The 23,027-nt window shown below is 62.0% G+C and carries 20 protein-coding genes and 1 pseudogene; 5 read left to right on the forward strand and 16 right to left on the reverse strand.

What is annotated here, in order from left to right:
• Positions 1 to 296: 296 nt before the first annotated feature.
• The 3 genes from F759_RS0108625 to F759_RS44000 form a co-directional block, all read right to left on the reverse strand.
• A complete protein-coding gene (locus F759_RS0108625; protein ID WP_051377188.1) occupies positions 297 to 1,007 on the reverse strand; it encodes an extensin-like domain-containing protein in 711 nt (236 codons plus the stop codon).
• 791 nt (positions 1,008 to 1,798) lie between these two features.
• Positions 1,799 to 4,285: a two-partner secretion domain-containing protein gene (locus F759_RS0108630; RefSeq protein ID WP_027799499.1), complete on the reverse strand. Its 2,487-nt coding sequence runs from the start codon at positions 4,283 to 4,285 to the stop codon at positions 1,799 to 1,801.
• Positions 4,286 to 4,926: 641 nt separating this feature from the next.
• Positions 4,927 to 5,214, reverse strand: a complete 288-nt coding sequence (locus F759_RS44000) for a winged helix-turn-helix transcriptional regulator (RefSeq protein WP_244438804.1) — start codon at positions 5,212 to 5,214, stop codon at positions 4,927 to 4,929.
• Between the two features lie 121 nt (positions 5,215 to 5,335).
• Between F759_RS44000 and F759_RS37465 the strand changes: the two genes are divergently transcribed.
• Both F759_RS37465 and F759_RS37470 read left to right on the forward strand, forming a co-directional pair.
• Entirely contained in the window at positions 5,336 to 6,052 is a 717-nt protein-coding gene (locus tag F759_RS37465) for an NAD(P)H-binding protein (RefSeq protein ID WP_407668526.1), read from the forward strand.
• A gap of 38 nt (positions 6,053 to 6,090) precedes the next feature.
• Entirely contained in the window at positions 6,091 to 6,735 is a 645-nt protein-coding gene (locus F759_RS37470) for an NADPH-dependent F420 reductase (protein WP_051377190.1), read from the forward strand.
• 64 nt (positions 6,736 to 6,799) lie between these two features.
• Here F759_RS37470 and F759_RS44005 read toward each other — a convergent pair.
• The 5 genes and pseudogenes from F759_RS44005 to F759_RS42845 all read right to left on the reverse strand — a co-directional run.
• A pseudogene (locus tag F759_RS44005) lies at positions 6,800 to 7,283 on the reverse strand (tyrosine-type recombinase/integrase); the annotation flags it as partial.
• A gap of 326 nt (positions 7,284 to 7,609) precedes the next feature.
• A complete protein-coding gene (gene guaA / locus F759_RS0108655) occupies positions 7,610 to 9,193 on the reverse strand; it encodes a glutamine-hydrolyzing GMP synthase (protein ID WP_027799500.1) in 1,584 nt (527 codons plus the stop codon).
• A gap of 221 nt (positions 9,194 to 9,414) precedes the next feature.
• A complete protein-coding gene (locus tag F759_RS0108665; protein WP_027799501.1) occupies positions 9,415 to 10,236 on the reverse strand; it encodes a hypothetical protein in 822 nt (273 codons plus the stop codon).
• A gap of 6 nt (positions 10,237 to 10,242) precedes the next feature.
• Positions 10,243 to 11,703 carry an IMP dehydrogenase gene (guaB, locus tag F759_RS0108670; protein WP_020065652.1) on the reverse strand — a complete coding sequence of 487 codons (1,461 nt, stop codon included), beginning with the start codon at positions 11,701 to 11,703 and terminating at the stop codon, positions 10,243 to 10,245.
• Between the two features lie 51 nt (positions 11,704 to 11,754).
• Positions 11,755 to 11,904, reverse strand: coding sequence for a hypothetical protein (locus tag F759_RS42845; RefSeq protein ID WP_154670910.1), 150 nt, complete (start codon positions 11,902 to 11,904; stop codon positions 11,755 to 11,757).
• Positions 11,905 to 11,948: 44 nt separating this feature from the next.
• Between F759_RS42845 and F759_RS0108680 the strand changes: the two genes are divergently transcribed.
• Positions 11,949 to 12,926, forward strand: a complete 978-nt coding sequence (locus tag F759_RS0108680) for a DMT family transporter (RefSeq protein WP_027799502.1) — start codon at positions 11,949 to 11,951, stop codon at positions 12,924 to 12,926.
• A 24-nt stretch (positions 12,927 to 12,950) separates the two neighbouring features.
• On the opposite strand, the gene F759_RS0108685 is transcribed toward F759_RS0108680, so the two are convergent.
• Both F759_RS0108685 and F759_RS0108690 read right to left on the reverse strand, forming a co-directional pair.
• Positions 12,951 to 13,283, reverse strand: a complete 333-nt coding sequence (locus F759_RS0108685) for an RnfH family protein (protein WP_027799503.1) — start codon at positions 13,281 to 13,283, stop codon at positions 12,951 to 12,953.
• The gene (locus F759_RS0108690; RefSeq protein ID WP_012433427.1) at positions 13,280 to 13,717 is read right to left on the reverse strand and encodes a type II toxin-antitoxin system RatA family toxin; all 438 of its coding nucleotides are present in this window, start codon (positions 13,715 to 13,717) and stop codon (positions 13,280 to 13,282) included. Before F759_RS0108690 ends, F759_RS0108685 begins: the two co-directional genes overlap by 4 nt.
• A 100-nt stretch (positions 13,718 to 13,817) precedes the next feature.
• Here F759_RS0108690 and smpB point away from each other — a divergent pair, with 100 nt between their 5' ends.
• On the forward strand, positions 13,818 to 14,264 hold the full coding sequence (smpB, locus tag F759_RS0108695) for an SsrA-binding protein SmpB (RefSeq protein ID WP_027799504.1): 447 nt from the start codon (positions 13,818 to 13,820) through the stop codon (positions 14,262 to 14,264).
• 258 nt (positions 14,265 to 14,522) lie between these two features.
• On the opposite strand, the gene F759_RS0108700 is transcribed toward smpB, so the two are convergent.
• The 3 genes from F759_RS0108700 to ppsA form a co-directional block, all read right to left on the reverse strand.
• Complete coding sequence (locus tag F759_RS0108700; protein WP_027799505.1) at positions 14,523 to 15,455, reverse strand: SPFH domain-containing protein; 933 nt, start codon at positions 15,453 to 15,455, stop codon at positions 14,523 to 14,525.
• Positions 15,456 to 15,511: 56 nt separating this feature from the next.
• A complete protein-coding gene (locus F759_RS0108705; RefSeq protein ID WP_027799506.1) occupies positions 15,512 to 15,967 on the reverse strand; it encodes an NfeD family protein in 456 nt (151 codons plus the stop codon).
• A gap of 167 nt (positions 15,968 to 16,134) precedes the next feature.
• On the reverse strand, positions 16,135 to 18,540 hold the full coding sequence (ppsA, locus tag F759_RS0108710) for a phosphoenolpyruvate synthase (protein ID WP_027799507.1): 2,406 nt from the start codon (positions 18,538 to 18,540) through the stop codon (positions 16,135 to 16,137).
• A gap of 551 nt (positions 18,541 to 19,091) precedes the next feature.
• On the opposite strand from ppsA, the gene ppsR reads away from it, so the two are divergent.
• Complete coding sequence (gene ppsR, locus F759_RS0108715; RefSeq protein WP_013338896.1) at positions 19,092 to 19,907, forward strand: posphoenolpyruvate synthetase regulatory kinase/phosphorylase PpsR; 816 nt, start codon at positions 19,092 to 19,094, stop codon at positions 19,905 to 19,907.
• A gap of 243 nt (positions 19,908 to 20,150) precedes the next feature.
• Here the strand turns inward: ppsR and F759_RS0108725 are convergent, their stop codons facing one another.
• The 3 genes from F759_RS0108725 to lpxB all read right to left on the reverse strand — a co-directional run bounded on the left by F759_RS0108725 (position 20,151) and on the right by lpxB (position 23,025).
• Positions 20,151 to 20,939 carry a TrmH family RNA methyltransferase gene (locus F759_RS0108725; protein ID WP_027799508.1) on the reverse strand — a complete coding sequence of 263 codons (789 nt, stop codon included), beginning with the start codon at positions 20,937 to 20,939 and terminating at the stop codon, positions 20,151 to 20,153.
• Positions 20,940 to 21,061: 122 nt separating this feature from the next.
• Positions 21,062 to 21,859, reverse strand: a complete 798-nt coding sequence (gene rnhB, locus F759_RS0108730; protein ID WP_027799509.1) for a ribonuclease HII — start codon at positions 21,857 to 21,859, stop codon at positions 21,062 to 21,064.
• The gene (gene lpxB, locus F759_RS0108735; RefSeq protein WP_027799510.1) at positions 21,856 to 23,025 is read right to left on the reverse strand and encodes a lipid-A-disaccharide synthase; all 1,170 of its coding nucleotides are present in this window, start codon (positions 23,023 to 23,025) and stop codon (positions 21,856 to 21,858) included. The genes rnhB and lpxB overlap by 4 nt, the downstream gene beginning before the upstream one ends.
• Positions 23,026 to 23,027 lie beyond the last annotated feature (2 nt).

The raw sequence follows: 23,027 nt of genomic DNA on the forward strand, positions 1-23,027 counted from the left end.
CTGGCGTACAACATGAAGCGGGCGATCAAGCTACTCGGTTCAGAAGCGGTTATGAAGGCGATGAGGGCGTGATGCCCGTACGGGGTTGTTGACCCTTTGCGATGTGTTCGACCGTGATTTGACGTTTGGGTTGCCGCAATCGAAAAGCCGTGACCTGCGCCGAGACAGGTTTCGTCAATTCCCAGTCGCCAGCCGTTTTGACACACTCTGGGCCGTCTCCGTCTGCCCTAGCTCGCGCCCAGACCAGCGGACCTTCTGCCTGAAGGCGTATGATTCCCAACCTTGGATGAACGCATCTACTGACACGCGCGATACGGCCCCATGTCCAGGTGGAAGTGCGTTCGATGGAGCTCGTTGTAGTCAGGGCCTAGCACAGCATGAAAGTAGGCGCACGCGCCTGCGTGGATGCGCGCGAGCAATCGGCCCGCACGCGAATCCGGATGCCAGTCCCGAGCGATCGTGATGCGCGAGCCGTCGGCGAGCTCGAAAGCTTCCACATCGATGGCGTTGGCATTGGCGTGTTCGCTTAAGCGCCCGTCCGCGGCGTGATTGACGTTGCGGCACGCATAGCTGCCGACTTGGTCCATGCGCCTGATGCGTTGACCATAGAGCGATAGCGCTGCGGGTTGCCACGCGTGGCGCTCGCTCATCGCAAGGGCGAGCGCCAGGGGGCACGTCGCCAAAAACGCGCGGTTGACGCTCGCGTCCGCGAATCTCTCGACGCGCACCGCATGCGTCACATCGCATCCTTGCGATGAGGTCCGATCCGCGACGGGCGTGAATGTCAGGCCGGAGGTCTCCAGCGCCGCCATACAGCGTGACGGGTCGTGCGTCGCCTGCCAGAATTTCCACGGAGTGAGCAGGCCGGGTACGGCACGGACATCGAGTGGCAGGAATGGATTGTCGCGCTCAGGCACGCTGATGCGCCGTTCATAAACGAGCCACGCGATTACGACGCCACACAACGCGGCGAGCAACAGCAGGGCAGCGACGATACGGGCCATCATCGCAGGGGGGGCGAGCCGGAAGCCGCCGGGACGGAGGGGGCGTCGCAAAAGCTGGTCACACGTCGAGTGTAGTCGTCCAGACCACGCGTTGCACGCGGCGCGTTTTGCGTCTTCAGGCAAGCTTTCGCCTTGCCTCTACGCGGCGGACGGCTCAGCCCGTCCGGTGACCCGGGCCTCGCGAGCGGCCACTTGATGTTGGGAAGCGACATCCGAATGTCAGGTCAAAGGTGCCCACGAATGACACTTCCTGGCCGGTCAACTGCCCGACGTCGTCGGCTGTACCCGACCCGGCTCGGCCGTTCGCGCATTTACCGACCCAATGGCGGTTTCCGGTGTACATCGGTCGTCGCAATTGACAAGCGGACGGACGGACTGTTCCATCGACGAATTTTCGCGATTTCAGGCTATGTGTACGGACAGCACGATGGCTTTACGTCGTAAGGTGGGCAGGATCGGTGAACGTCGTCCGGACGAAACAACGACCACGGCAACGCAAATCTTGGAGAAACGACGCTACCACGTCGTGCCACTCGGTAGACGCCTATAAAGCCGTCGGTTCGGAGACCATCGTTCAGTGCGGGGCGACCTGCCAGGCGAGAACGGTGGGTGGCATCGGGCAGCGTCACCCACACGCCGTTCGGACCGAAGTCCCACCCAGCAAAACTCGTCGGGTCGCTCATCTGGGCGGTAGTGAACCCGTTCGACGCAGGCAGATTGCCACCGCTCGATGGTTGGCCCCGTCGGCTGGACGTTCCGGTAAACGTCGCTCCCAGAATGGCAATCACCGCTTGTCAAGGTGCGAGCTGCCAGCTTAGCACCGGGTGCGTTGCACCTGCGGGCATCGACCATACGCCGTTCGGTTCAAAGTCATAACCGACGAAGGACGACGGCATGCTCATCGGCGCACTCGTAAGCCCATTCGCGGCGGGCATGGCCGTACCGGAATACACCCCGATGTTCGCCCCGGTGGTGTCCTTGTTCCAATAGACGTCGCTACCAATCGTGCCTGTGTTCGAAAACGCGATACCGATTGACGGGGGAACCTGACCGGGCAGGCCCACCTGCGTGACCTGGCCCGTCGCGAACGACTGAGTGATCTTCCCGGAGTTGGATGCGACAAGCCCTGCGCCCCCTGAGAGGCAAGCGTAGGAGGTTCCGCCGCAATAGTCGGGCTGGAACGTCACGGCTCCAGTCGCATACGACTGCGTGATCGTCCCTTCATTGCCGCCGGCAAGACCACCGCCGCCAACCGTGTGGGCGACAGCAGTAACTGCGCCGCTCGCATACGACTGCTCGATGACGCCGCCGAGTTCGTTATCGCCGACGAGTCCCCCGGGCAAGCCTTCTGCATAAACGCCGACGCTGCTTGACGAGCGCGCGACCGTGCCGAGGTTCATTCCCACCAGTCCGCCGGACGATGCATCGTAAGCGCTACCGACCAGGCTGATCGAACCTGAACTGGCACCGCGCACGATGGTCCCTTCATTCACTCCAGCAAGGATGCCGAAGCCGCCATATGTGCCATATGAGTTGATTGAGCCATTCACTGTGATGTTGCGCACGACGCCAGCGCTGCCGATCCAACCGAATAGGCCTTCTGCCTGCAACGTAAAGGGCGGCTGGCTAACGCCCCCGTCCACGGACTGCGCGAGCCTGAGCGACTGGATCTGGTGCCCTCGCCCGTCGAACTGCCCCGAAAACGGCGTGCTGTAATTGCCCAAGGGGACGAACCCGCTGTTCGTGCTGGCGCTCGCGTCGATGTCCTTGCCGATCGCATAGTTGCCCGCAAGATCAGCCGATACGCTTTGAAGATCGGTCAGCGAATTGACAAGCCGATAAGCTGTAATCTGCGTGACGAGGCCGCTATCTGGCGGGACCGACCATGCGGCGTTACTGAGGAATGTGCCCGGCGTAAAGCTCCCGCCGTATGCGCTCATATCGTAGAGCGCCGTCACGATGCCTGTGCTTTTGGACCAGTCGACGGTCCCAAGATTGGTCACGCTGCCGCCGTTGTCGAGCGCCAATGCATCGCCGTTCAACGTCAGGTTGCCACCGCCGCTGTTGCTGAGGGTCGTATTCGGGGCAATTGTGAGGCTGTGATAAGCGGCCAGCGTCAGCGATGCCGGGCCTTGCCAATGGATATTCGACGCGACGCTCAGATCGCCGCTACTACCGTGAGCGCCGGTAGTCGCCAGATCGATTGAAGTGCCGGCATTCAGGCTGCGCGACATTGCACCGGAAGCGGCGTCGTTGACTGTGAAAGTCGCGGCGGAAATGTTCCACAGAGCCGCCGTGACGAACGGCTTGTGAAGGTAGCCGTTTCTGTCGCCGTTACCGAACGATACGTTTTGCGCGGTCGTGTCGACCGTGCCGCCTTGACCGTCGGCATTGGTGGCGCGGATGGCACCAGACTGGGTGACGGTCCCGCTGTCGGCAACCAGCCAGACGTGTCCGTCGCGCGTCGCAGTGCCGGTCGCGCGGATCACGTTATGCTTGCCCGCCAACGCATAGACGTTCCCGTCCGCGGCCTGCAGACTGATCTGCGCGGCGGTTATTCCCCCCTTGTTGACGACCGTGCCCTGACTGCCCGTCTGCACGAATACCTGCCTGCTGCCGGCCGAGTCCTGCAGTAGCATCTGTTCGCCCGCGGCCAGTTCCGCCGTGCCATTGGGCGCTGCCACGGTACCGGCGTTGATGACTGCGTGTCGCGCAATCAGAAACACGTCGTCGCCGCTCGAACTGATCTTGCCAAGATTGATCACCGCTGCGTTCGAGCTGCCCGACAGCGTCAGCGAGCCGCTACCCTGCATGAACGCGTCGTTGCAGATGTCGAGCGTTGACGCGACGAAACGACCGCTGGTTGTAATAGTGCCCGATGGCCCGACGACGATGCCCTGCGGATTGATCACGTACAGACTGCCCGTCGCACCGAGGCTGCCGAGGATGGCAGAGGGTGAACCACCCGTCACCCGGTTCAGCGTCGCGCCCGAGCCGTTGTTGAAGGTCACGCTGTTGGTTTTACCGATCGAAAAGCTGTTCCACTCGATCACTCCGCGCGTCGCGCCCGGTTGGGTAATCACGAGGCCGTTGCCCTGGCTTGCTATCGTGCCGGTGCCGGTCACGTATGTGCCGCCTCGTGGAAGGAGGCCAGCCGCGAGCGTCACGGGTGTCAGGGAAAGCCCAGTCAGCGAAATGCAGATGGCCAGCAAGAAGCCTGCGTTGGATTGCTGACGTCGCAGTGCGCGTCGCGCAGACTGAGGTAGTTTGGGACGTGACATACACCCCCTTTTCCGCATGCATACCGAAGGGCCGCCGATGATCAGCAGAGTCGAGCGCAAATGCAATGGTCGCAGCGTCTGAAGAATAGCTGTTGGCCCCTGCGTACGCCTGCCGATGTCTCTGCGTTTTGCGCCTTATTGTCTGTGCAGTTGCGGCCGCTGTTTGTGTGGCCGCCTCACCTGATGCGTCCAGGAAATCAATGTGAAACTGTTAAAGGTCGTGAAAGTTCAGGGACCGGTTGCAGTGCGGAGCCGACGTCTGAACGTCTGTCCAAGGGGAGGGGTGAACGACGCTTGATGGCCGGGGACTGCCTCATGCAAGCCGCATGCGCACGCCGAGGCCGTGCGATGCAGTGATCGGCAGCACGCGGACCTTGAGCAGCCGCTAGGATTGGTGAAACATTAATGGCGGCTTCCAGGACCGTTTCGGACATCGGCCCCGTTATTTGCTGCACCTCGTAGCCGGTGGTGTGTGCATATCGTTCGTGCGACGTGAGAGGGCGCGCTTGCCGTCTTGCTCATTCCTTGCTCCCAGGAAACATACATCCGCCATTGCGGATCAGCGCCTTCACCTCTTCGCTCACCTGCATGGGGTTTCGATTTAATCGAGCAACGAACTCCTTGCAGCGCCGCACGTACGACTACGAATCGTGCTTCGCGCTCCAAAGGACTATGTTAAGCACGACGGGAATGAGGTCCAGGCCCTTCTCGGTCAGCGTATAAAAGTCCTTCCGCCTGTCGTCGGGGCTGGGTGCCCTCGAGAGAATTCCTTGCTCTTCAAGAAACGCAAGGCGGGAAGCAAGGACATTGGTTGCGATTCCCTCCTCCGATTTCAGGAACTCGCCATACGTCTTCTTGCCGACAAAAACGATGTCGCGAATGATCAAGAGCGACCACCGGTCGCCGAAGATCTCCACGCCGTAGTTCACTGCGCAATGGGACCGAACGTCTTCTTTAGATGTCGTCTTCATAGCTAGATATTAACATCACTTGCATATCGCAAGTAAATTCCGTCGTTTACTTGTTTTTTGCAAGCACAGGAGCCCTAACATGCACGTATTCGTCACTGGCGGGACCGGCCATTCCGGTCCATACATCATCTCCGACCTCATCGCCGCCGGCCATGAGGTCACCGCCTTGGCTCGTTCAGACAAGGCGGCGGCTGCGGTGTCCGCACTCGGTGCGAAGGCGCGTCTCGGTAGCCTCGAAGATCTTGACGGTCTTAAAGAAGCTGCCGCCGCCTCCGACGGTGTCATCCATGTCGCACACCGGCAAGACCTGATGCCGGTCGGCGGGATCAACGCCGTGGCCGATGCGGAGCTTCAGATCATGCTCGCATACGGCGAGGCGCTGGCCGGAACCGGAAAGCCGCTGGTCTCATCGGGAAGCATCGGCTCACCCGGCTGGGAAAATCTGGGTCGGCCGGCCACCGAGGAGGATCCTCCTCTTTCCGGCGGCGATCCATACAAGAACACCCTGCGGGTTCGTAACATCGTGGAAACCACTGTAATCGGCCTCGCCGAAAAAGGTGTGCGGTCCCGGCGTCGAATGCCATCACGCGCCAGACGCTCGGCTGGACACCAACGCAGCCCGGCCTGTTTGCCGATATGGACAATGGCCACTACTTCCCTGCCAGCTGAGCTAAGCGGACGGCAGGACTCCCGCATCGCGCCGAGCCCGACCAGGACACTATCCTCCCGGAGCGGTAGGAGGGTGACGCGAGTGGCTCGGCGCACACGGAAAACATTTTGGGCGAAAGCCTCGTAGAGATCACAGGCATACCCCAACTCAGAAGGATATTTGACATGAGCACTATTAGCATCATTGGCGCAGGAGACATGGCCACGGCGGCCGCCGCCCGTATCGCCAAGGCAGGACATACCGTCGAGATCCTGAGCCGCGACCCAGCCAAAGCACGGGCGCTGGCCGATAAGCTCTCAGCGGGAGCGATCACGGGGACTTACGCCACCGCGCCGACGGGCGATATCGTCATCCTCGCCGTGCCGTACGGCAGTGCGGCGGCGGTAGTGGCCGATTACGGAGACGCGCTCGACGGCAAGGTGATCATCGACATCACCAATCCGGTCGCCCCGGACCTTTCCGGCCTCGTCACCCCGCACGGCAGTTCCGGCGCGCAGGAGATCGCCAAGGGTCTTCCCGCCACCGCACACGTCGTAAAGGCGTTCAACGCCGTCTTTGGCCACGTACTTGCCAAGAACGGACGCCTCGACGCGTTCATCGCAGCCGACGACGCGGAGGCCAAGGCGCGCGTCTCGACCTTCATCGAGAGTCTCGGACTGCGTCCGTTGGATGTCGGCGGTCTGCACATGGCCTCGACGCTCGAGGCGCTCGGTCTGATAGCGGACCTTCGAATGTCCGACTCCTTCGCCGGTCGCCTGGCCGGAACTGGCCGCGTGCGGAAATGCGGCGTCGTACGGCGCCGCTCTTGAATTGACGACGAACGGCGATATCATCCGCCTGTTCTATTCCGCGTTCTCCGCTTTTCGTTTGTGGTATTGCGGTAGCCGGCGCACCCCCCTCCTTTACCCGCATGCAGAGCGCACGCAGATCATCTGCTGTGACCTCACAAAGCAGCCTTCCCCTGAAGGCCGGCAGGATGTCGCGCACAACGATGCCCTTGCGTACAGATCGCGTCGTGTCCGCCGTTCTGCCTCCCTCGAGCCAACTGTCGGCCCATTCAACAAAGGTCTTCGCGACAGCTTGCCGCTGCTTTTCCCGCTGTTTCTACAAGGCCGGCGACGTGCCTTCACGGACCACACGACGGGCGTCGAGCAGCTTTCCCGTGCCAACGCCAGCGAGATGCCCCCACAACCATAGCGGCCGATGGTCAGCGTTTCTCGCCGCCCGTTAATGCGGTAGTCGTATCGAAGGAAACCGTGCCCGCCGGAGATACTGCGACGTACATGCCGTCGCGGTCGGCGATCTTGTACGGGGCTGTGCGGGGCTTAAGGTTGCGGAGTGCAAATTCGGTGAGCATCGTTTCTCGTTCTCGTGGTTGGTACACCTTTTACCGTCACCAACCACGAGCCCTCGATGTGCCCGCAAACGCGCACCACGCCTAGCTTTTTGGAAAGAATTTTACCGTCGCGGCCGAATCGCGCTGCCGGTAAATTATCGAGTCGCAATCATGCATTCGGCGCATACCGTCCACCATACCGTCATTTTGCGGCACACAACGGCTCGACTGCCTCTGGAATCTTCAAAACTTTTTCCTTTACATCAATGGCTTACAACGAAACGGCCAACAAGGAAACCTTTACCTAAATCATCGCAAGTCTTTGATTTATTATGAATTTTTACCCCCTACTCCCACTCGATCGTCGCCGGCGGCTTCCCCGAAATGTCATACACAACCCGGTTGATCCCGCGCACTTCGTTGATGATCCGGTTCGACACATGCCCCAACAGTTCATGCGGCAGATGCGCCCAATGCGCGGTCATGAAGTCCAGCGTCTGCACGGCACGCAGCGCGACCACGTATTCGTAAGTGCGGCCGTCGCCCATCACGCCGACGCTCTTCACCGGCAGAAACACCGCGAATGCCTGGCTCGTGAGGTCGTACCACGACTTGCCGGTTTCCTTGTCGATGAACGTGCGCAGCGTCTCGATGAAAATCGCGTCCGCGCGACGCAGCAGATCTGCGAAATCGCGCCTCACTTCGCCGAGAATGCGCACGCCTAGACCCGGGCCCGGGAACGGATGGCGGTACACCATCGCCGGCGGCAAACCGAGCTTCACGCCGAGTTCGCGCACTTCGTCCTTGAACAGTTCGCGCAGCGGTTCGAGCAGCTTGAGGTTCAGCGTCTCAGGCAGGCCGCCCACGTTGTGGTGGCTCTTGATGGTCTGCGTGGCCTTCTTGCCCTTGCCCGCGGATTCGATCACGTCCGGATAGATCGTGCCCTGCGCGAGCCACTTTGCATCGGTCAGCTTGCCGGCTTCCGCCTGGAACACCTCGACGAATTCCGCGCCGATGATCTTGCGCTTCGCTTCCGGATCGGTCACGCCTTCCAGCTTGCGCAGAAACACGTCGCTCGCGTCGACGTGAATCACCTTGACGCCAAGGTGATCGGCGAACGTTGCCATGACCTGCTCGGCTTCGTTCAGGCGCAAGAGGCCATGATCGACGAACACGCAAGTGAGCTGATCACCGATCGCGCGATGCAAGAGCGCCGCCGCCACCGACGAATCCACGCCGCCCGACAAGCCGAGAATCACATGCTCGCCGCCGACCTGCTCGCGAATCTTCTCGACGGCTTCGTCGATATAGTGGCCCATTTCCCAGTCGGGCCGCGCGCTGCAAATCTGCAGCACGAAGCGTTCGAGCATCGCCCGGCCTTGCACGGTGTGCGTAACTTCCGGATGCCATTGCAGGCCGTAGAAGCGGCGTTTCTCGTCGGCCATCGCCGCAATCGGGCACGATTCCGTCGATGCCATCAACGCGAAGCCCGGCGGCATTTCAAGCACCTTGTCGCCGTGGCTCATCCACACCTTCAACATGCCGTGACCTTCCGGCGTGGTGAAGTCGCTGATGCCTTCGAGCAGGCTCGTATGGTTGCGCGCGCGCACTTCGGCATAACCGAACTCGCGCAGATGGCCGATGTCGACCTTGCCGCCCAGTTGCTCGGCCATCGCCTGCATGCCGTAGCAGATCCCGAGCACCGGCACGCCGAGCTCGAACACCGCTTGCGGCACACGCGGCGTGTCGGTTTCGGTGACCGAACTCGGGCCGCCCGACAGAATCACGCCCTTCGGCGCGAAGTCGCGGATGAACGAAGCGTCGACGTCATACGGATGGATTTCCGAATACACGTTGGCTTCGCGAACGCGACGTGCAATCAGTTGGGTGACTTGCGAACCGAAGTCGAGGATCAGGATCTTGTCGTGCATGGCAGCGGACGGAGTCAAAAGTGAGCGGATACGGAATGCCGCGCATGAAGCGCGGCGTTGAATTCAAAGCGGTTCACGTGGACACGCGGACTAGCAAATGCGATGGCGAAACGCGAATGTGAAGCCAGTTTGCTCTCAGCCACACACGCTCGCGGAAACCTGCGTGCGGCGCGCGCGTACGGATTGCGGGAGCTTCGACGGATGCAGTGGTGCGCAGTGTGTCAGCCATGAAACGGTGGCCGGGGCGCATTGGGCGCATCGGCCGCGGCATTGCGGGCTTCGTCGCGAGCGGCGGCGGCTTCAGCCCGTGCGGCGCGTTCTGATGCGTTCAGGCCCGGCTCATCGGCTGCGGGATGCAACGGCGCGGAAGATGCCGACGCCACCGGCCGCGCTGCCGCAGTCGCAGGCACAGCGGGAGCAGCGGGAGCAGCGGCAGCAGCGGCAGCAGCCGGCATAGCAGGCTCGACGACCGGCTCCGCGTGATACACCGGAAAGCCCGCCGTGACCGGAACAACGGGCTCGCGCCGGCTGTCCGTGCTGCTTGCCGTCTCGCTCGCTGCCCTGTTTGCAGCGTTTTTCGTGGCGTCTTTCGCGGCCTGCTTTTCGGCACGCTCGGCGGCAGCGGCTTCAGCGACGCGCAATCTTTCGCGCCGCCGCACCGCGCCCGACAAACGTACGCCGCCCAGACCCAACACCAGCAGCACCACGCCGGTGAGCACCGCGACGATCTGCCCGAAGCCGGTCAGCGCCGGCGTATGCAGACCGAGCAGCCAGACCAGCATCAGCACGCCGGTCAACCAGTTCACGTGGCCGACAACCCTTGCAACCGACGACGTCAACGCGCCGTCGATCGACGCATGCAACGCGAGCCACGCGAGCCCGATCAATGCAACGCCAAACGCCTGGCCGACCAGCGCCGGCTGCGTTTGCACGAGAAGCAGCGCGTTGTACAACGAAGTCCACGGCGTCAGCAGGAACAGCAGACCGAACGCGAGCAGCAACAACGCATCGACGATGAGTACAGCGCGCAGCAATGGCTTCATTGGCGTTTAGTCCACGTGATAGTTGGGCGCTTCCTTGGTGATCTGCACGTCGTGCACGTGCGACTCGCGCAAGCCCGCGCCCGTGATCTGCACGAACTCGGCCTTGTCGTTCATTTCGGCAATCGTGCGGCAACCGCAGTAGCCCATGCTCGCGCGCACGCCGCCGATCAGCTGGAACAGGATTGCGTTGACCGAGCCCTTGTAGGCGACGCGGCCTTCGATGCCTTCCGGCACCAGCTTGTCGATATTCGCCGAATTGTCCTGGAAATAGCGGTCCGCTGCGCCGTCCTTCATTGCGCCGACCGAGCCCATGCCGCGGTAGGACTTGTACTGGCGGCCTTGATACAGGAACACGTCGCCCGGCGCTTCTTCGGTGCCGGCGAACATGCTGCCCATCATCACGGCATTCGCGCCCGCTGCCAGCGCCTTGCTGACGTCGCCCGAAAAGCGCACGCCGCCATCTGCGATGACCGGCACGCCCGTGCCCTTCAGCGCTTCGGACACGTTCGAGATCGCGGTGACCTGCGGCACGCCGACGCCGGCGACGATCCGCGTGGTGCAGATCGAGCCCGGGCCGATGCCGACCTTCACGCCGTCTGCGCCGTATTCGACGAGCGCCTTGGCCGCCGCGGCGGTAGCGATGTTGCCGCCGATCACCTCGACGTGCGGGAAGTTCTGCTTGACCCAGCGCACGCGCTCGAGCACGCCCTTGCTATGGCCGTGCGCGGTATCGACGACGATCACGTCTACGCCCGCCTGCACCAGCAGTTCGACGCGCTCTTCGTTGTCCGCGCCGACGCCGACCGCGGCGCCCGCGCGCAGCTTGCCGTGCTCGTCTTTACAGGCGTCCGGGTGCTCGGTCTGCTTGGTGATGTCTTTCACCGTCATCAGGCCGCGCAGTTCGAATGCGTCGTTGATGACGAGCACGCGCTCCAGACGGTGGCTATGCATCAGCGCCTTGGCCTCGGCGAGCGACGTGCCTTCCTTGACGGTCACGAGCCGCTCGCGCGGCGTCATGATGTTGCGCACTGGCTCGTCCAGACGCTCTTCGAAGCGCAGGTCGCGATTGGTCACGATACCGATGAGCTGCGCGCCTTCCACCACCGGAAAACCGGAAATGCCATGCTGTTGCGACAGCGCGATGACGTCGCGCACCTTCATTTGCGGCGGCACCGTGATCGGATCGCGCACGACGCCCGACTCGAAGCGCTTGACCTTCGCAACTTCACGCGCCTGCTCGGCTGCCGTCAGATTCTTGTGGATGATGCCGACGCCGCCCATTTGCGCCATTGCAATGGCGAGGCGGGCTTCGGTGACGGTGTCCATTGCGGCGGACACGAGCGGCATATTCAGGGAAATATTGCGGGTCAGCCGGGTCTTGAGGCTGGTGTCGCGCGGCAGAACATCGGAGAAGGCCGGGACGAGGAGCACGTCATCGAACGTGAGTGCTGTTTGGATCAGACGCATGGCAAATCCTATAGGCGCAAAAGCGAATTATACGCGATACCTCCCCGCTTTTCACTGCGCGAACAGCAGCTTAGCGAATTTCAAGCGCTTTTTTTCGTGGCTTTGCGCCCGCGATTTCGCTTCGCCTTTCGCCTCGGGTTCGATCGCGTTTCGTTTGGTCGCCCCGAATGCAGAATCAAACAAGACGCGCTCGCCGCCCACCGGTTAATCTGCGGACCATTCCGGTTTTCTTGCAGGAGCAGTCGATGCAGCGCGGTGTCGCATATGGAGTTATAGCTGGAGCCTTGTGGGGCATGGTTTTTCTGGTCCCGCGGGTGCTGCCGGACTTTTCGCCGCTGCTGCTGTCCGCCGGCCGCTACACGATGTACGGCGTCGTCTCGCTGGCGGCGGCGCTGCCGATGGCGCGCTCGCTCGTCACGCGTCTGACTCGCGAAGACGTGGTCGCGCTCGTCAAGCTCGCGCTGGCCGGCAATCTGCTGTATTACCTGCTGCTGACGGCCGCTGTCCACCTCGTCGGCATCGCGCCGGCGTCGCTGATCGTCGGCGTGCTGCCCGTCACCGTGACGCTCATGGGGCGCGGCGACCACGGCGCGGTGCCGCTCGCCCGCCTCGCTTGGCCGCTCGCGACGGTGATGGCAGGCATCGCCTGTATCAACATCGACGTATTCACGGTCGCCGACGGCACGCCGGTCAGCGTTCTCACGAAACTGCTCGGGCTCGCATGCGCCGTCGGCGCGCTCGGCTGCTGGACCTGGTTCGCGGTCGAAAACGCCCGCTACCTGCAACGGCAGACGCGTTTTAGCAGCAACGAGTGGTCGGTGCTGTGGGGTGTGGTGACGGGTATGCTCGGCGCCGCGCTCTGGCTTGCGATCGCCGCGCTGCCGCCGGGCGGCCCGCAAGGCGAACTTGCACAGGGCCGCTGGCAGAGCTTCTGGACGCTCAATCTAGGTCTCGCGATCGGCGCGTCGTGGCTCGGCAATGGGCTGTGGAACGCGGCGTCGAAGCGGCTGCCGCTCACCCTCTCCGGTCAACTGATCGTGTTTGAAACGCTGTTTGCGCTGCTCTACGCGTTCATTTACGACGAGCGCCTGCCGCGGCCGCTGGAACTGGCCGCGGTTCTGCTGCTGGTGGCGGGCGTGTGCTGGTCGGTGCGCCAACATGCGCACGACGATTCTGGAGGCGCTGCGCCGATTGGCAAAAAGGCGCAGAGTTCGGCACCTTGAGGTGGCGCGCACAACAACCGGCGCCTAGCGCGAGTCCCTGTTCTGCCAGCGGCGCCCTTCGATCGATCCCGCCTTGCGGGTTTTTTCGACGCGGCGTTGGCGCGACACTTTCGGGTCTACGAGCAGCGGCCGGTAGATTTCGACGCGATCATGATCGGCAAGCACGGTGTCGAGTGACTTGAGCTTGCCGAACACGCCGACCTTCTGCGTGTCGAGATCGATCTGAGGGTAACGCTGCAAAATGCCGCTCGCCTCGATCGCCTGCTTGAGTGTGGCGCCTGGCGGCAGTTCGACGGCAATCAACGCCTGCTCGTTGGCGAGCGCGTAGCAGACCTGCACCGACAGACGTTCGCTCATGCCTTGCCGTAGCGCTGATCGGCGCGCTTCACGAACGATTCGACGAATGTATTGGCGATGTGATTGAACACCGGCCCAATGATCTTCTCGAGAATGATGTTGGTGAATTCATAGTGCAGCGCGAATTCGATCTTGCAGGCGTCCGCACGCAACGGCGTGAAGCGCCAGAAGCCGGTGAACTTGCGAAACGGGCCGTCAGCGAACTCCATGTCGATACGGGTGGGCCGCTCCATGCTGTTGCGCGTGGCAAAGTGCTGCTTGATACCCTTGAAGTTGATGTCGATCTTCGCCTCCATGCCGGTTTCGTCGCGACGACGGATCTCGACGCCCCCGCACCAGGGCAGGAAGTTCGGGTAATCGGCGACGTCGGTGACGAGGTCGAACATCTGTTCCGCCGAATGGCGGATCAACACGGTTTTCTGGACATCTGCCATAAATTGAACAGCGCGTGGCAAGGGTGGACGAGCGCCGCGGGCTTTCCTTGCCCCGCTTTGCTAAAATCGTGATTTTAAACGAGTTGGGCACTTTCCATTCATGAGCATCATCGACAACAGAAAAGCGTTCTACGACTACTCAGTCGAAGAACGCTACGAAGCAGGGCTCGTGCTCGAAGGATGGGAGGTCAAGGCCCTTCGCGCCGGGCGCGGCCAGATCAAGGAAGGTTACGTCGTGATCAAAAACGGCGAACTGTTCCTGATCGGCACGCACATCAGCCCGCTGCCCGAAGCTTCGACCCACATCAACCCCGACCCGGTCCGCACGCGCAAGCTCCTTTTGCACAGCGAGGAAATCAGCAAACTGATCGGCAAAGTCGAGCAGCGCGGCTATACGCTCGTGCCGCTAAACTTCCACTACAAGGGCGGCCGCGTCAAATGCGAGATCGGTCTCGCGAAGGGCAAGAAGCAGCATGACAAGCGCGAAACCGAGAAAAAGCGCGATTGGGAGCGCGAAAAGGCGCGTTTGATGCGCTCGCCGGGCTGAGGGCCGCACACCATCTGCGTCGTTCGCTTCAGGCGACGCGAAAAAAGTGTCGCGCGGATATGCTGCACTTCGCCCGAAGACGCCGCGTCTTTCTTCGCCAGACCCAACGAAAATGGCCCGCACTGATGCGGGCCATTCTTTTTCTGCGAGCGCCCTTCCGGAGGGCTTTCACGGCCGACTCAGCCGACTCATCCGACTGAGCCGACTCGCTCGGCTCAGTCAGCGCCGGGCGCCGTACAGCGCGGGCCGCCGACGCGCTCAGCGCGCGTCCAGCACGCCCTTGCCTTTATTCACGATGGCGAGCGCCGATGCGATCATCGAACTCATATCGGACAGATTGCCAGGCACGATCAACGTGGTGCCCTGCTTTGCCAGATTACCGAACGCGTTCACGTATTGTTCGGCCACCTTCAGGTTCACCGCCTCCATGCCGCCGTGCGACTGGATCGCAGCGGCAACCTTCTGAATGGCCTGCGAATTTGCGTCGGCAACGGCGAGAATCGCCGCGGCCTGACCTTGCGCCTGGTTGATCGCCGCCTGCCGCTCGCCTTCAGACTTCTGGATCGCCGCTTCGCGGCCGCCCGACGCGATATTGATCTGCTCCTGCTTGCGCCCTTCGGACGCTGCAATCAACGCGCGCTTTTCGCGCTCGGCGGTAATCTGCGCCTGCATCGCGTGAAGAATTTCCTTGGGCGGCGTCAAATCCTTGATCTCGTAGCGCAATACCTTGACGCCCCAGTTCGCCGCGGCTTCGTCGAGCGACGACACGATGCTGTGATTGATGAAGTCACGCTCCTCGAAAGTCTTGTCGAGTTCCAGTCTGCCGATCACCGAGCGCAGCGTGGTCTGCGACAACTGCGTGATCGCGAACACGAAATTGCTCGATCCATACGACGCCTTCATCGGATCGGTAACCTGGAAGTACAGCACGCCGTCCACCTGCAACTGCGTGTTGTCGCGCGTGATACAGACCTGACTCGGCACTTCGAGTGGAATCTCCTTGAGAATGTGCTTGTACGCGATCCGGTCGACAAACGGAAACACGAAGCTCAAGCCCGGCGTCAGCGTGCGGTGATAGCGGCCAAGCCGCTCGAGCACCCACGCATGCTGCTGCGGCACGATCTTGATGGTCTGCGCAGCCAGCACGATGACGATGACCAGGAACACCGCCCCGATGATGGTCGAATCCATATCTAACCTCCAAAGCCTTTAGTTGGTTTAATTAACTTGCGCGACGCCTGGCAACCTCAAAGACGCGCAGTATTCGACGCCGTGGGCTGCCTCGCGGCGACGACAAGGCAACTGCCGCGCAACTCCGTGATCTCGTAGGTCTGCGCATCTTCCGGCTCGCCAGGCGCGAGTTCGACGTCCCACTCCGCGCCGCGATAGTTCACGCGCGCTCGTCGCTCGTGCCACGTCGGCACACTCAGCGTCTGTCCAATGTCGAGATTGACGTCTGGATTCCTGGACGCCTCCTTGCGTATCCTGCGGCCGAACCCGGAACGCCTGAGCAGCAGCACCGCCGCGAGGGCGACAATCGCCGCGACGGCGAACTGCACGTCGGCGGCAGCGCCCGCGATATGCGCCACGGCCGCGGCGACGCATCCGAGCGCGATCATCAGCAGATAGAAAGTGCCGCTGAGCAATTCCAGCACGATGAGCACACCCGCCCCGATCCACCAGAACAAACCACCTGGCGCCACGTCGACCTCCACAAAGCAAAACACCCCGGATCTACCGGGGTGTTTATAGCACGAAGCGGATGCGGATTACCGGCATCGAAGACGCGGCTAACGCGTACCTTCAACGCGCCTTTGATATGCCGCACCTTTCGTTATGCGTGCCGCTTGGGACGCGGCACGCACCGCGCTTACTTCGTCGACGATTTCGCCAACTGCTGCCACGTCTCGATGATCGTGTCGGGGTTCAACGAGATCGACTTGATGCCTTCATCCGTCAGCCATTGAGCGAAGTCGGGATGATCCGACGGACCCTGCCCGCAAATGCCGACGTACTTGTTCAGACGCAGGCAGGTTTCGATCGCGCGCTTGAGCATGAACTTGACCGCCGGGTCGCGTTCGTCGAAATCGACAGCGAGCAGTTCCATGCCGGAGTCGCGGTCGAGGCCGAGCGTAAGCTGCGTGAGGTCGTTCGAACCGATCGAGAAACCGTCGAAGAATTGCAGGAACTCCTCAGCGAGAATCGCGTTCGACGGCACTTCGCACATCATGATGAGGCGCAGGCCATTCTCGCCGCGCTTCAGGCCGAACTTCTCGAGCAGCCCGACCACGCGCTCCGCCTGCTTCAGCGTACGCACGAACGGCACCATGATCTCGACGTTGTCGAGGCCCATCTCTTCACGCACCTTCTTCAGCGCGATGCATTCCATCTGGAACGCTTCGGCGAAATCTTCGGCGATGTAGCGAGATGCGCCGCGGAAACCCAGCATCGGGTTCTCTTCGTCCGGCTCATAACGCGAACCGCCGATCAGCTTCTTGTACTCGTTCGACTTGAAGTCCGACAGACGCACGATCACGGGCTTCGGATAAAACGCCGCAGCGATCGTCGCGATACCTTCGGTCAGCTTGTCGACGTAGAACGCGCGCGGCGACGCGTGACCGCGCGCGACGCTTTCCACGGCCTTCTTCAGATCCTGATCGACGTTCGGATATTCGAGAATCGCCTTCGGATGAACGCCGATATTGTTGTTGATGATGAACTCGAGGCGCGCCAGACCGACGCCCGCATTCGGCAGTTGCGAGAAGTCGAAAGCCAGTTGCGGATTGCCGACGTTCATCATGATCTTCACCGGAATCGGCGGCAGCTCGCCGCGCTGCACTTCGGTGATCTCGGTTTCGAGCAGGCCGTCGTAGATCTTGCCTTCGTCGCCTTCCGCGCACGAGACGGTCACGAGCGCGCCGTCCTTCAGGACGTCGGTTGCGTCGCCGCAACCTACCACTGCCGGCACGCCCAGCTCACGCGCGATGATCGCCGCGTGGCAGGTGCGCCCGCCCCGGTTCGTGACGATGGCCGAAGCGCGTTTCATCACCGGTTCCCAGTTCGGGTCGGTCATGTCGGCAACCAGCACGTCGCCCGGCTGCACACGGTCCATTTCCGACGGATCGTGGATTACGCGCACCGGACCCGCGCCGATCTTCTGGCCGATTGCGCGACCAGTGGTCAGCACGTTCGATTGGCCCTTCAGCTTGAAGCGCTGCTCTGCCTTACCGGTAGCCTGGCTCTTCACCGTTTCGGGACGCGCCTGGAGGATGAAGATCTTGCCGTCGCGGCCGTCTTTGCCCCACTCGATATCCATCGGACGCTCGTAGTGCTTTTCGATGATGACCGCGTATTTCGCGAGCTCGATCACGTCTTCGTCGGTGATCGAGAAGCGGTTGCGCTGTTCATGCGGCACGTCGACAGTTTTCACGCGGCCTTCTTCGCCCGCCTTCGTGAATTCCATCTTGATCAGCTTCGAGCCGATGGAACGGCGGATGATCGGATATTTGCCTTGCGCGAGCGTGGTCTTGTAGACGTAGAACTCGTCCGGATTCACTGCGCCTTGCACGACGGTTTCGCCGAGACCGTAGCTCGACGTGATGAAAACCGCGTCCTTGAAGCCAGATTCCGTGTCGAGCGTAAACATCACGCCGGCCGCGCCGACATCGGAGCGCACCATGCGCTGCACGCCCGCCGACAACGCGACTTCAGCATGCGTGAAGCCCTTGTGGACGCGATAGGAAATAGCGCGGTCGTTGTACAGCGACGCGAACACGTGCTTCATGCGATCGAGCACGTCTTCGACGCCGACCACGTTGAGATAGCTTTCCTGCTGACCCGCGAACGATGCGTCCGGCAAGTCTTCCGCCGTTGCCGACGAACGCACGGCAAACGACAGCTCTTCAGGCGAGCTGTTTTGCAAGGTGTCGAAACCTGCGCGGATATCAGCCTCGAGCTGGGGCTGCAGCGGCGCGTCGATGATCCATTGACGGATCTCCTTGCCCGCTTCGGCAAGCGCCTTCACATCGTCGACGTCGAACGTCTCCAGACGTTTGGCGATGCGTTCGGTCAGGTTGTTGTGATGCAAGAAGTCGCGGAAAGCCAGTGCCGTCGTGGCGAAACCGGTCGGCACGCGCACGCCGGCTTCGGCGAGCTGACTGATCATCTCGCCAAGCGACGCGTTCTTGCCGCCGACAATCTCCACATCGGTCATTCGCAACTGCTCGAACGGAACTACATACGCCTTATCCTTTGCGACGGTAACTGCGTTAGTCATACAAGCCCCTAAGTGTGAAAGAAATTCACGGCTGTGCAAGTGGGCTCGAACGCGAGACGCTCATTGGAAGCGTGATCTCGCGTCTTGCACAACCTGTTGGAGAAGCAATCGCTTGGGGCGCTTATGCGGTTGCGCATTGCGCATTGCGCGCGCCCAGGAAGGCGACGAAGAACGCGAATGCCCGGACTTAGCGATTGATCCACCGCTTTGTGTTCGCTTTAACGCCTGATAGCGTAGCGTTGAACGACCGTTCGCAGTAAGTTAGACACCAATCGCCTGCAATTGCTTATCCAACAGGTTGCCGCTATTCTACCGTGCCGACTCTCGAAATGTGACTGTCGGACGAGAATTGCGCCTCGAACCGCGCCCGAGCCGCCTGCACGGCTCTTTCGGTATCTCGAAAGAGCCTCCCGGCGCGAGCTGGCGCAGTAGCGGTGCCCACGGCGCGCTGTTTGACGCCGCTGCTTCTGCGGTCAGCCACCGCGCAGCGAAGTCAATGCAGCGATGTTCCATTCGAGCGCTTTTTGCCGCTCACGTTCCCTGCCCCACTGATGCCGCCCACCGTATTCATCGTCTCCGACGGTACCGGGATCACTGCCGAAACCTTCGCGCATTCGATCCTCTCCCAGTTCGACCAGAAATTCCGCCTGGTCCGTGTGCCTTTCGTCGACTCGACGGAAAAGGCCTATGCCACGCTCGAAAAGATCAACGAGGCGATCCAGCAGGACGGCCGCCGCCCGATCGTTTTCACGACGCTCGTCGATAGCGCGTCGAATCAGATCGTCAAAGGCTCGAACGCGCTCGTGCTGGACATGTTCCAGACCTTCGTCGAGCCGCTCGAACAGGAACTGGAACTGAAGTCGAGCCACGCAATGGGGCGCGGCCATCAGAACGCGGACACCGAGGAGTACAAGAACCGGATCGAGGCGATCAACTTCTCGCTCGCGCACGACGACGGCCAGTCGAACCGCAATCTCGCGGATGCCGACGTGATACTCGTTGGTGTATCGCGCAGCGGCAAGACGCCGACAAGCCTCTACCTCGCGATGCAGTACGGCGTGAAAGCGGCCAACTATCCGCTGATTCCGGAAGACTTCGAGCGAGGCAAGCTGCCTACGCCGCTATTGGCGCATCGGCAGAAAATGTTTGGCTTGTCGATCGATCCGCAGCGGCTGTCGGAGATCCGTAACGAGCGCCGGCCGGGCAGCAAGTACGCCGCGCCCGAGAATTGCCGTTACGAGATCAATGAAGCTGAAGCGATGATGCGCCGCGAAGGGATCAAGTGGCTGTCGTCGACGCACAAGTCGATCGAAGAAATCGCGACCACGATCCTGCAGGAAATCAAACTGGATCGGCCGTCTTATTGAGCTCGAAACGCGCGCGTCGCTGCGGTGGTTGCGGCGCGGCGTTTATCGCGCATAGATGCGGATTGCGCGTTTTTGCGAGGGCTTCGCGCTTCGCACTGTTTTTCAATGCGCGGCAACGTCAACCGCGCCGATGTCGCGCGTCACTACACGTTCCGCATGACTGAGCTTCAGGCGGCTTTCGGCGTACTGTTCCGCCTTCCTCGCCACTGCCTTATCGCCTTATCGCCTTATCGCCTTATCGCCTTATCGCCTTATCGCGCGCTGCTGCCTGCATTGCTCGAACACGCAGACGGCCGCGGCGGCCGCCACATTCAGCGACTCCATGCCGCCCGGCTGCGGAATCGTCACTCGCAACGAGACGGCGTCGCGCCAGATTTGCGACACGCCGGCCCCTTCATTGCCGAACACCCATGCGAGCTCTGCGCTCAAGTCGCAATCGTAGATCGCCTTGGCTCCGTGCGAGTCCGTAATCACGACAGGCACCGCGAGGCGTTCGATCAACGTCTGGGCTTCCACATCTTCGTGGATTTGCAGCAGGAAGTGCGCGCCCATGCCGGAGCGCAGCACTTTGGATGACCACGCGTACGCCGTCCCCGGTGCGCAAAACACTTGCTCAATGCCGGCCGCGGCCGCGCTGCGCAAAATAGAGCCGACGTTGCCGGCGTCCTGCACGCCGTCGAGCACCAGGCACGTTTGCGCGACGGTTTCCGGCAGCGGCGTGTCCAGCTTTTCCACGAGCAGCAGAATCCCGACGCCGTGCACGACATTCGACAACTGCCCGAACAGCGCATCCGGCAACGTGACGATGCGCTGTTCGTCGATGCGCGAAACAATCGCCTGGGCTTCATCGTGACGAAGCGCGCCGTCGGTGACAATGCACATTTCCGGCTGGCCGGCGACGTCGAGATAGGCGCTCGCCAGATGGAAGCCTTCCAGCAGCGCATGGCCGCTGCGGCGCTGTTGATGCGTCGAACCAGCGAGCGCCTTCAGGCGCTTATAGAGCGGATTGTCCCGCGAGGTGATGGCTTTCACAGGCAGCGAAGACAGTGAGGGGTCAGGAAAAAGTTAGCGCGCCTGGCGGGCGCGAGGCGTTATGCTCGATGGAATCGCAGCAACCGGTTGCGATCGCGCCGCCTGCCACTCCCGCACGATGCTCAGGCGCCGCTGCGTTCGCCGAACGCGTCGCTATCGAGCATCGCATCGTCGAACATGCCGTCTGCGAGCATATCCGGCACAGCGATGAGCTCACCCGCCGGCAGCGGCACGCCGGTGCCGAAGCGCACATGCGCCTCACGCACAGGCGCGAACGAGCGCCGGTGATGCTCGCACGGCCCATGCTCGCGCAGCGCCGCGAGATGCTGCGGTGTGCCGTAGCCGGCATGCGCATTGAAACCGTACACGGGATAGGTCTGGTGCAATTCCAGCAGCATTCTGTCCCGCGTGACCTTCGCAAGAATCGACGCAGCCGAAATGCATTTCACGAGCGCGTCGCCGCCGATCACTGCTTCACTGCGAACGTTCAGTGTAGGGCAGCGATTGCCGTCGATCTTCACCAGCGTGGGCGCGACCGACAGGCCTTCCACCGCGCGCTTCATCGCAAGCATGGTTGCGTGCAGGATATTGAGCGAATCGATTTCTTCGACCGTTGCCGAAGCGATGCAATAAGCGAGCGCACGGTCGACGATCTTGTCGTACAGTTCGTCGCGCTTTTTCGCGCTCAACGCTTTGGAGTCGTCGAGACCGCGAATCATCGGCTTCGACGGATCGAAAATCACGGCCGCAGCCACGACGGGACCGGCCAGCGGTCCGCGCCCTGCTTCGTCGACGCCGCAGACGATGTCGTCCGGTGTCTCGAAGTTCAGGCCGACCTGCCGACGAGTCGAGCCGGCCGCGACCGCGCCCGCAGCGGTCTTGCGGCGTGGTAGGCGTGCGCCGGTGCATTCGTCGGTCACGGCCGCGCCTTGCGCTTTTCGACAACGCTCGCGACGACTTCCGCCGCCCGTTGCGCGGTGTTCTGCTTCAGCACGTGATGCATCTCCGTGAAGATTTCCGTCAGCGTGCGCCGGTTGGCCTCATCGCGCAACTGTTTCAGTGTGGCTTCGGCCAGCGCCTGAGGCGTCGCAAAATGCTGGAGAATTTCCGGCACCACGAAGCGCCCCGCCAGAATGTTCGGCAAACCGACATACGGCAGATAGCCCTGCCGGCGCATGATCTGGCCGGTCAGCCAAGGCACCTTGTACGAGATGACCATCGGCTTTTTCAGCAGCGCCGCCTCGAGCGTAACGGTGCCGCTTTTCACGAGGATCGCGTCGGCGGCGGTCATGGCGAGTTGCGACTGGCCGTCGGTAATAGTGAGCGCGAGGCCCGGGTGCGAGTCGACCAGGGGGCGCAGCATCTCTCGCAACGCGGGTGTCGCCGCCGGCATCACGAAGCGAAGACCGGGCTCCTGATGCTGCATCATTTCCATCGCGGCGAAAAAAGTCGGCCCAATCAGGTCGATCTCCGAGCGGCGGCTGCCCGGCAACACCGCGATGATCGGACCACTTTCGGAGAGACCGAGCGCCCGGCGCGCGCCAAGCGTGTCGGGTTCGAGCGGAATTTCGTCGGCAAGCGGATGACCCACGTACGATGCCGCGACGCCCGCCTTTTCCAGCAGCGCGGTTTCGAACGGGAACACGCACAACATGTGGTCGACGGCCTTCGCGATCTTCTTGATACGCCCGCCGCGCCATGCCCAGATCGACGGGCAAACGAAGTGAATCGTCGGAATGCCTGCCTCGCGCAACGGATGTTCGAGCCCGAAGTTGAAGTCGGGCGCGTCTACACCAACGAACACCGCGGGTGGCTCGGCCAGCAATTGGCGCTTCAGGTCGTTGCGAATGCGCAGGATTTCGGGAATGTGCCGCAGCGCTTCGACGTAGCCGCGCACGGACAGCTTTTCCATCGGCCAGTGCGCGTCGAAACCCGTGGCAACCATGCGCGGGCCGCCGATCCCGTAGAAGTGCGTGGCGGCAGGCAGGCGGCTCGCAAGGCCATCCAACAGCGACGAGGCAAGCAGGTCGCCGGATGGCTCGCCGGCCACCATTGCGATGCGCAGCGGACTGGGTTGCAATGCCATCG

Source organism: Paraburkholderia dilworthii (assembly GCF_000472525.1).
Lineage (GTDB): Bacteria > Pseudomonadota > Gammaproteobacteria > Burkholderiales > Burkholderiaceae > Paraburkholderia > Paraburkholderia dilworthii.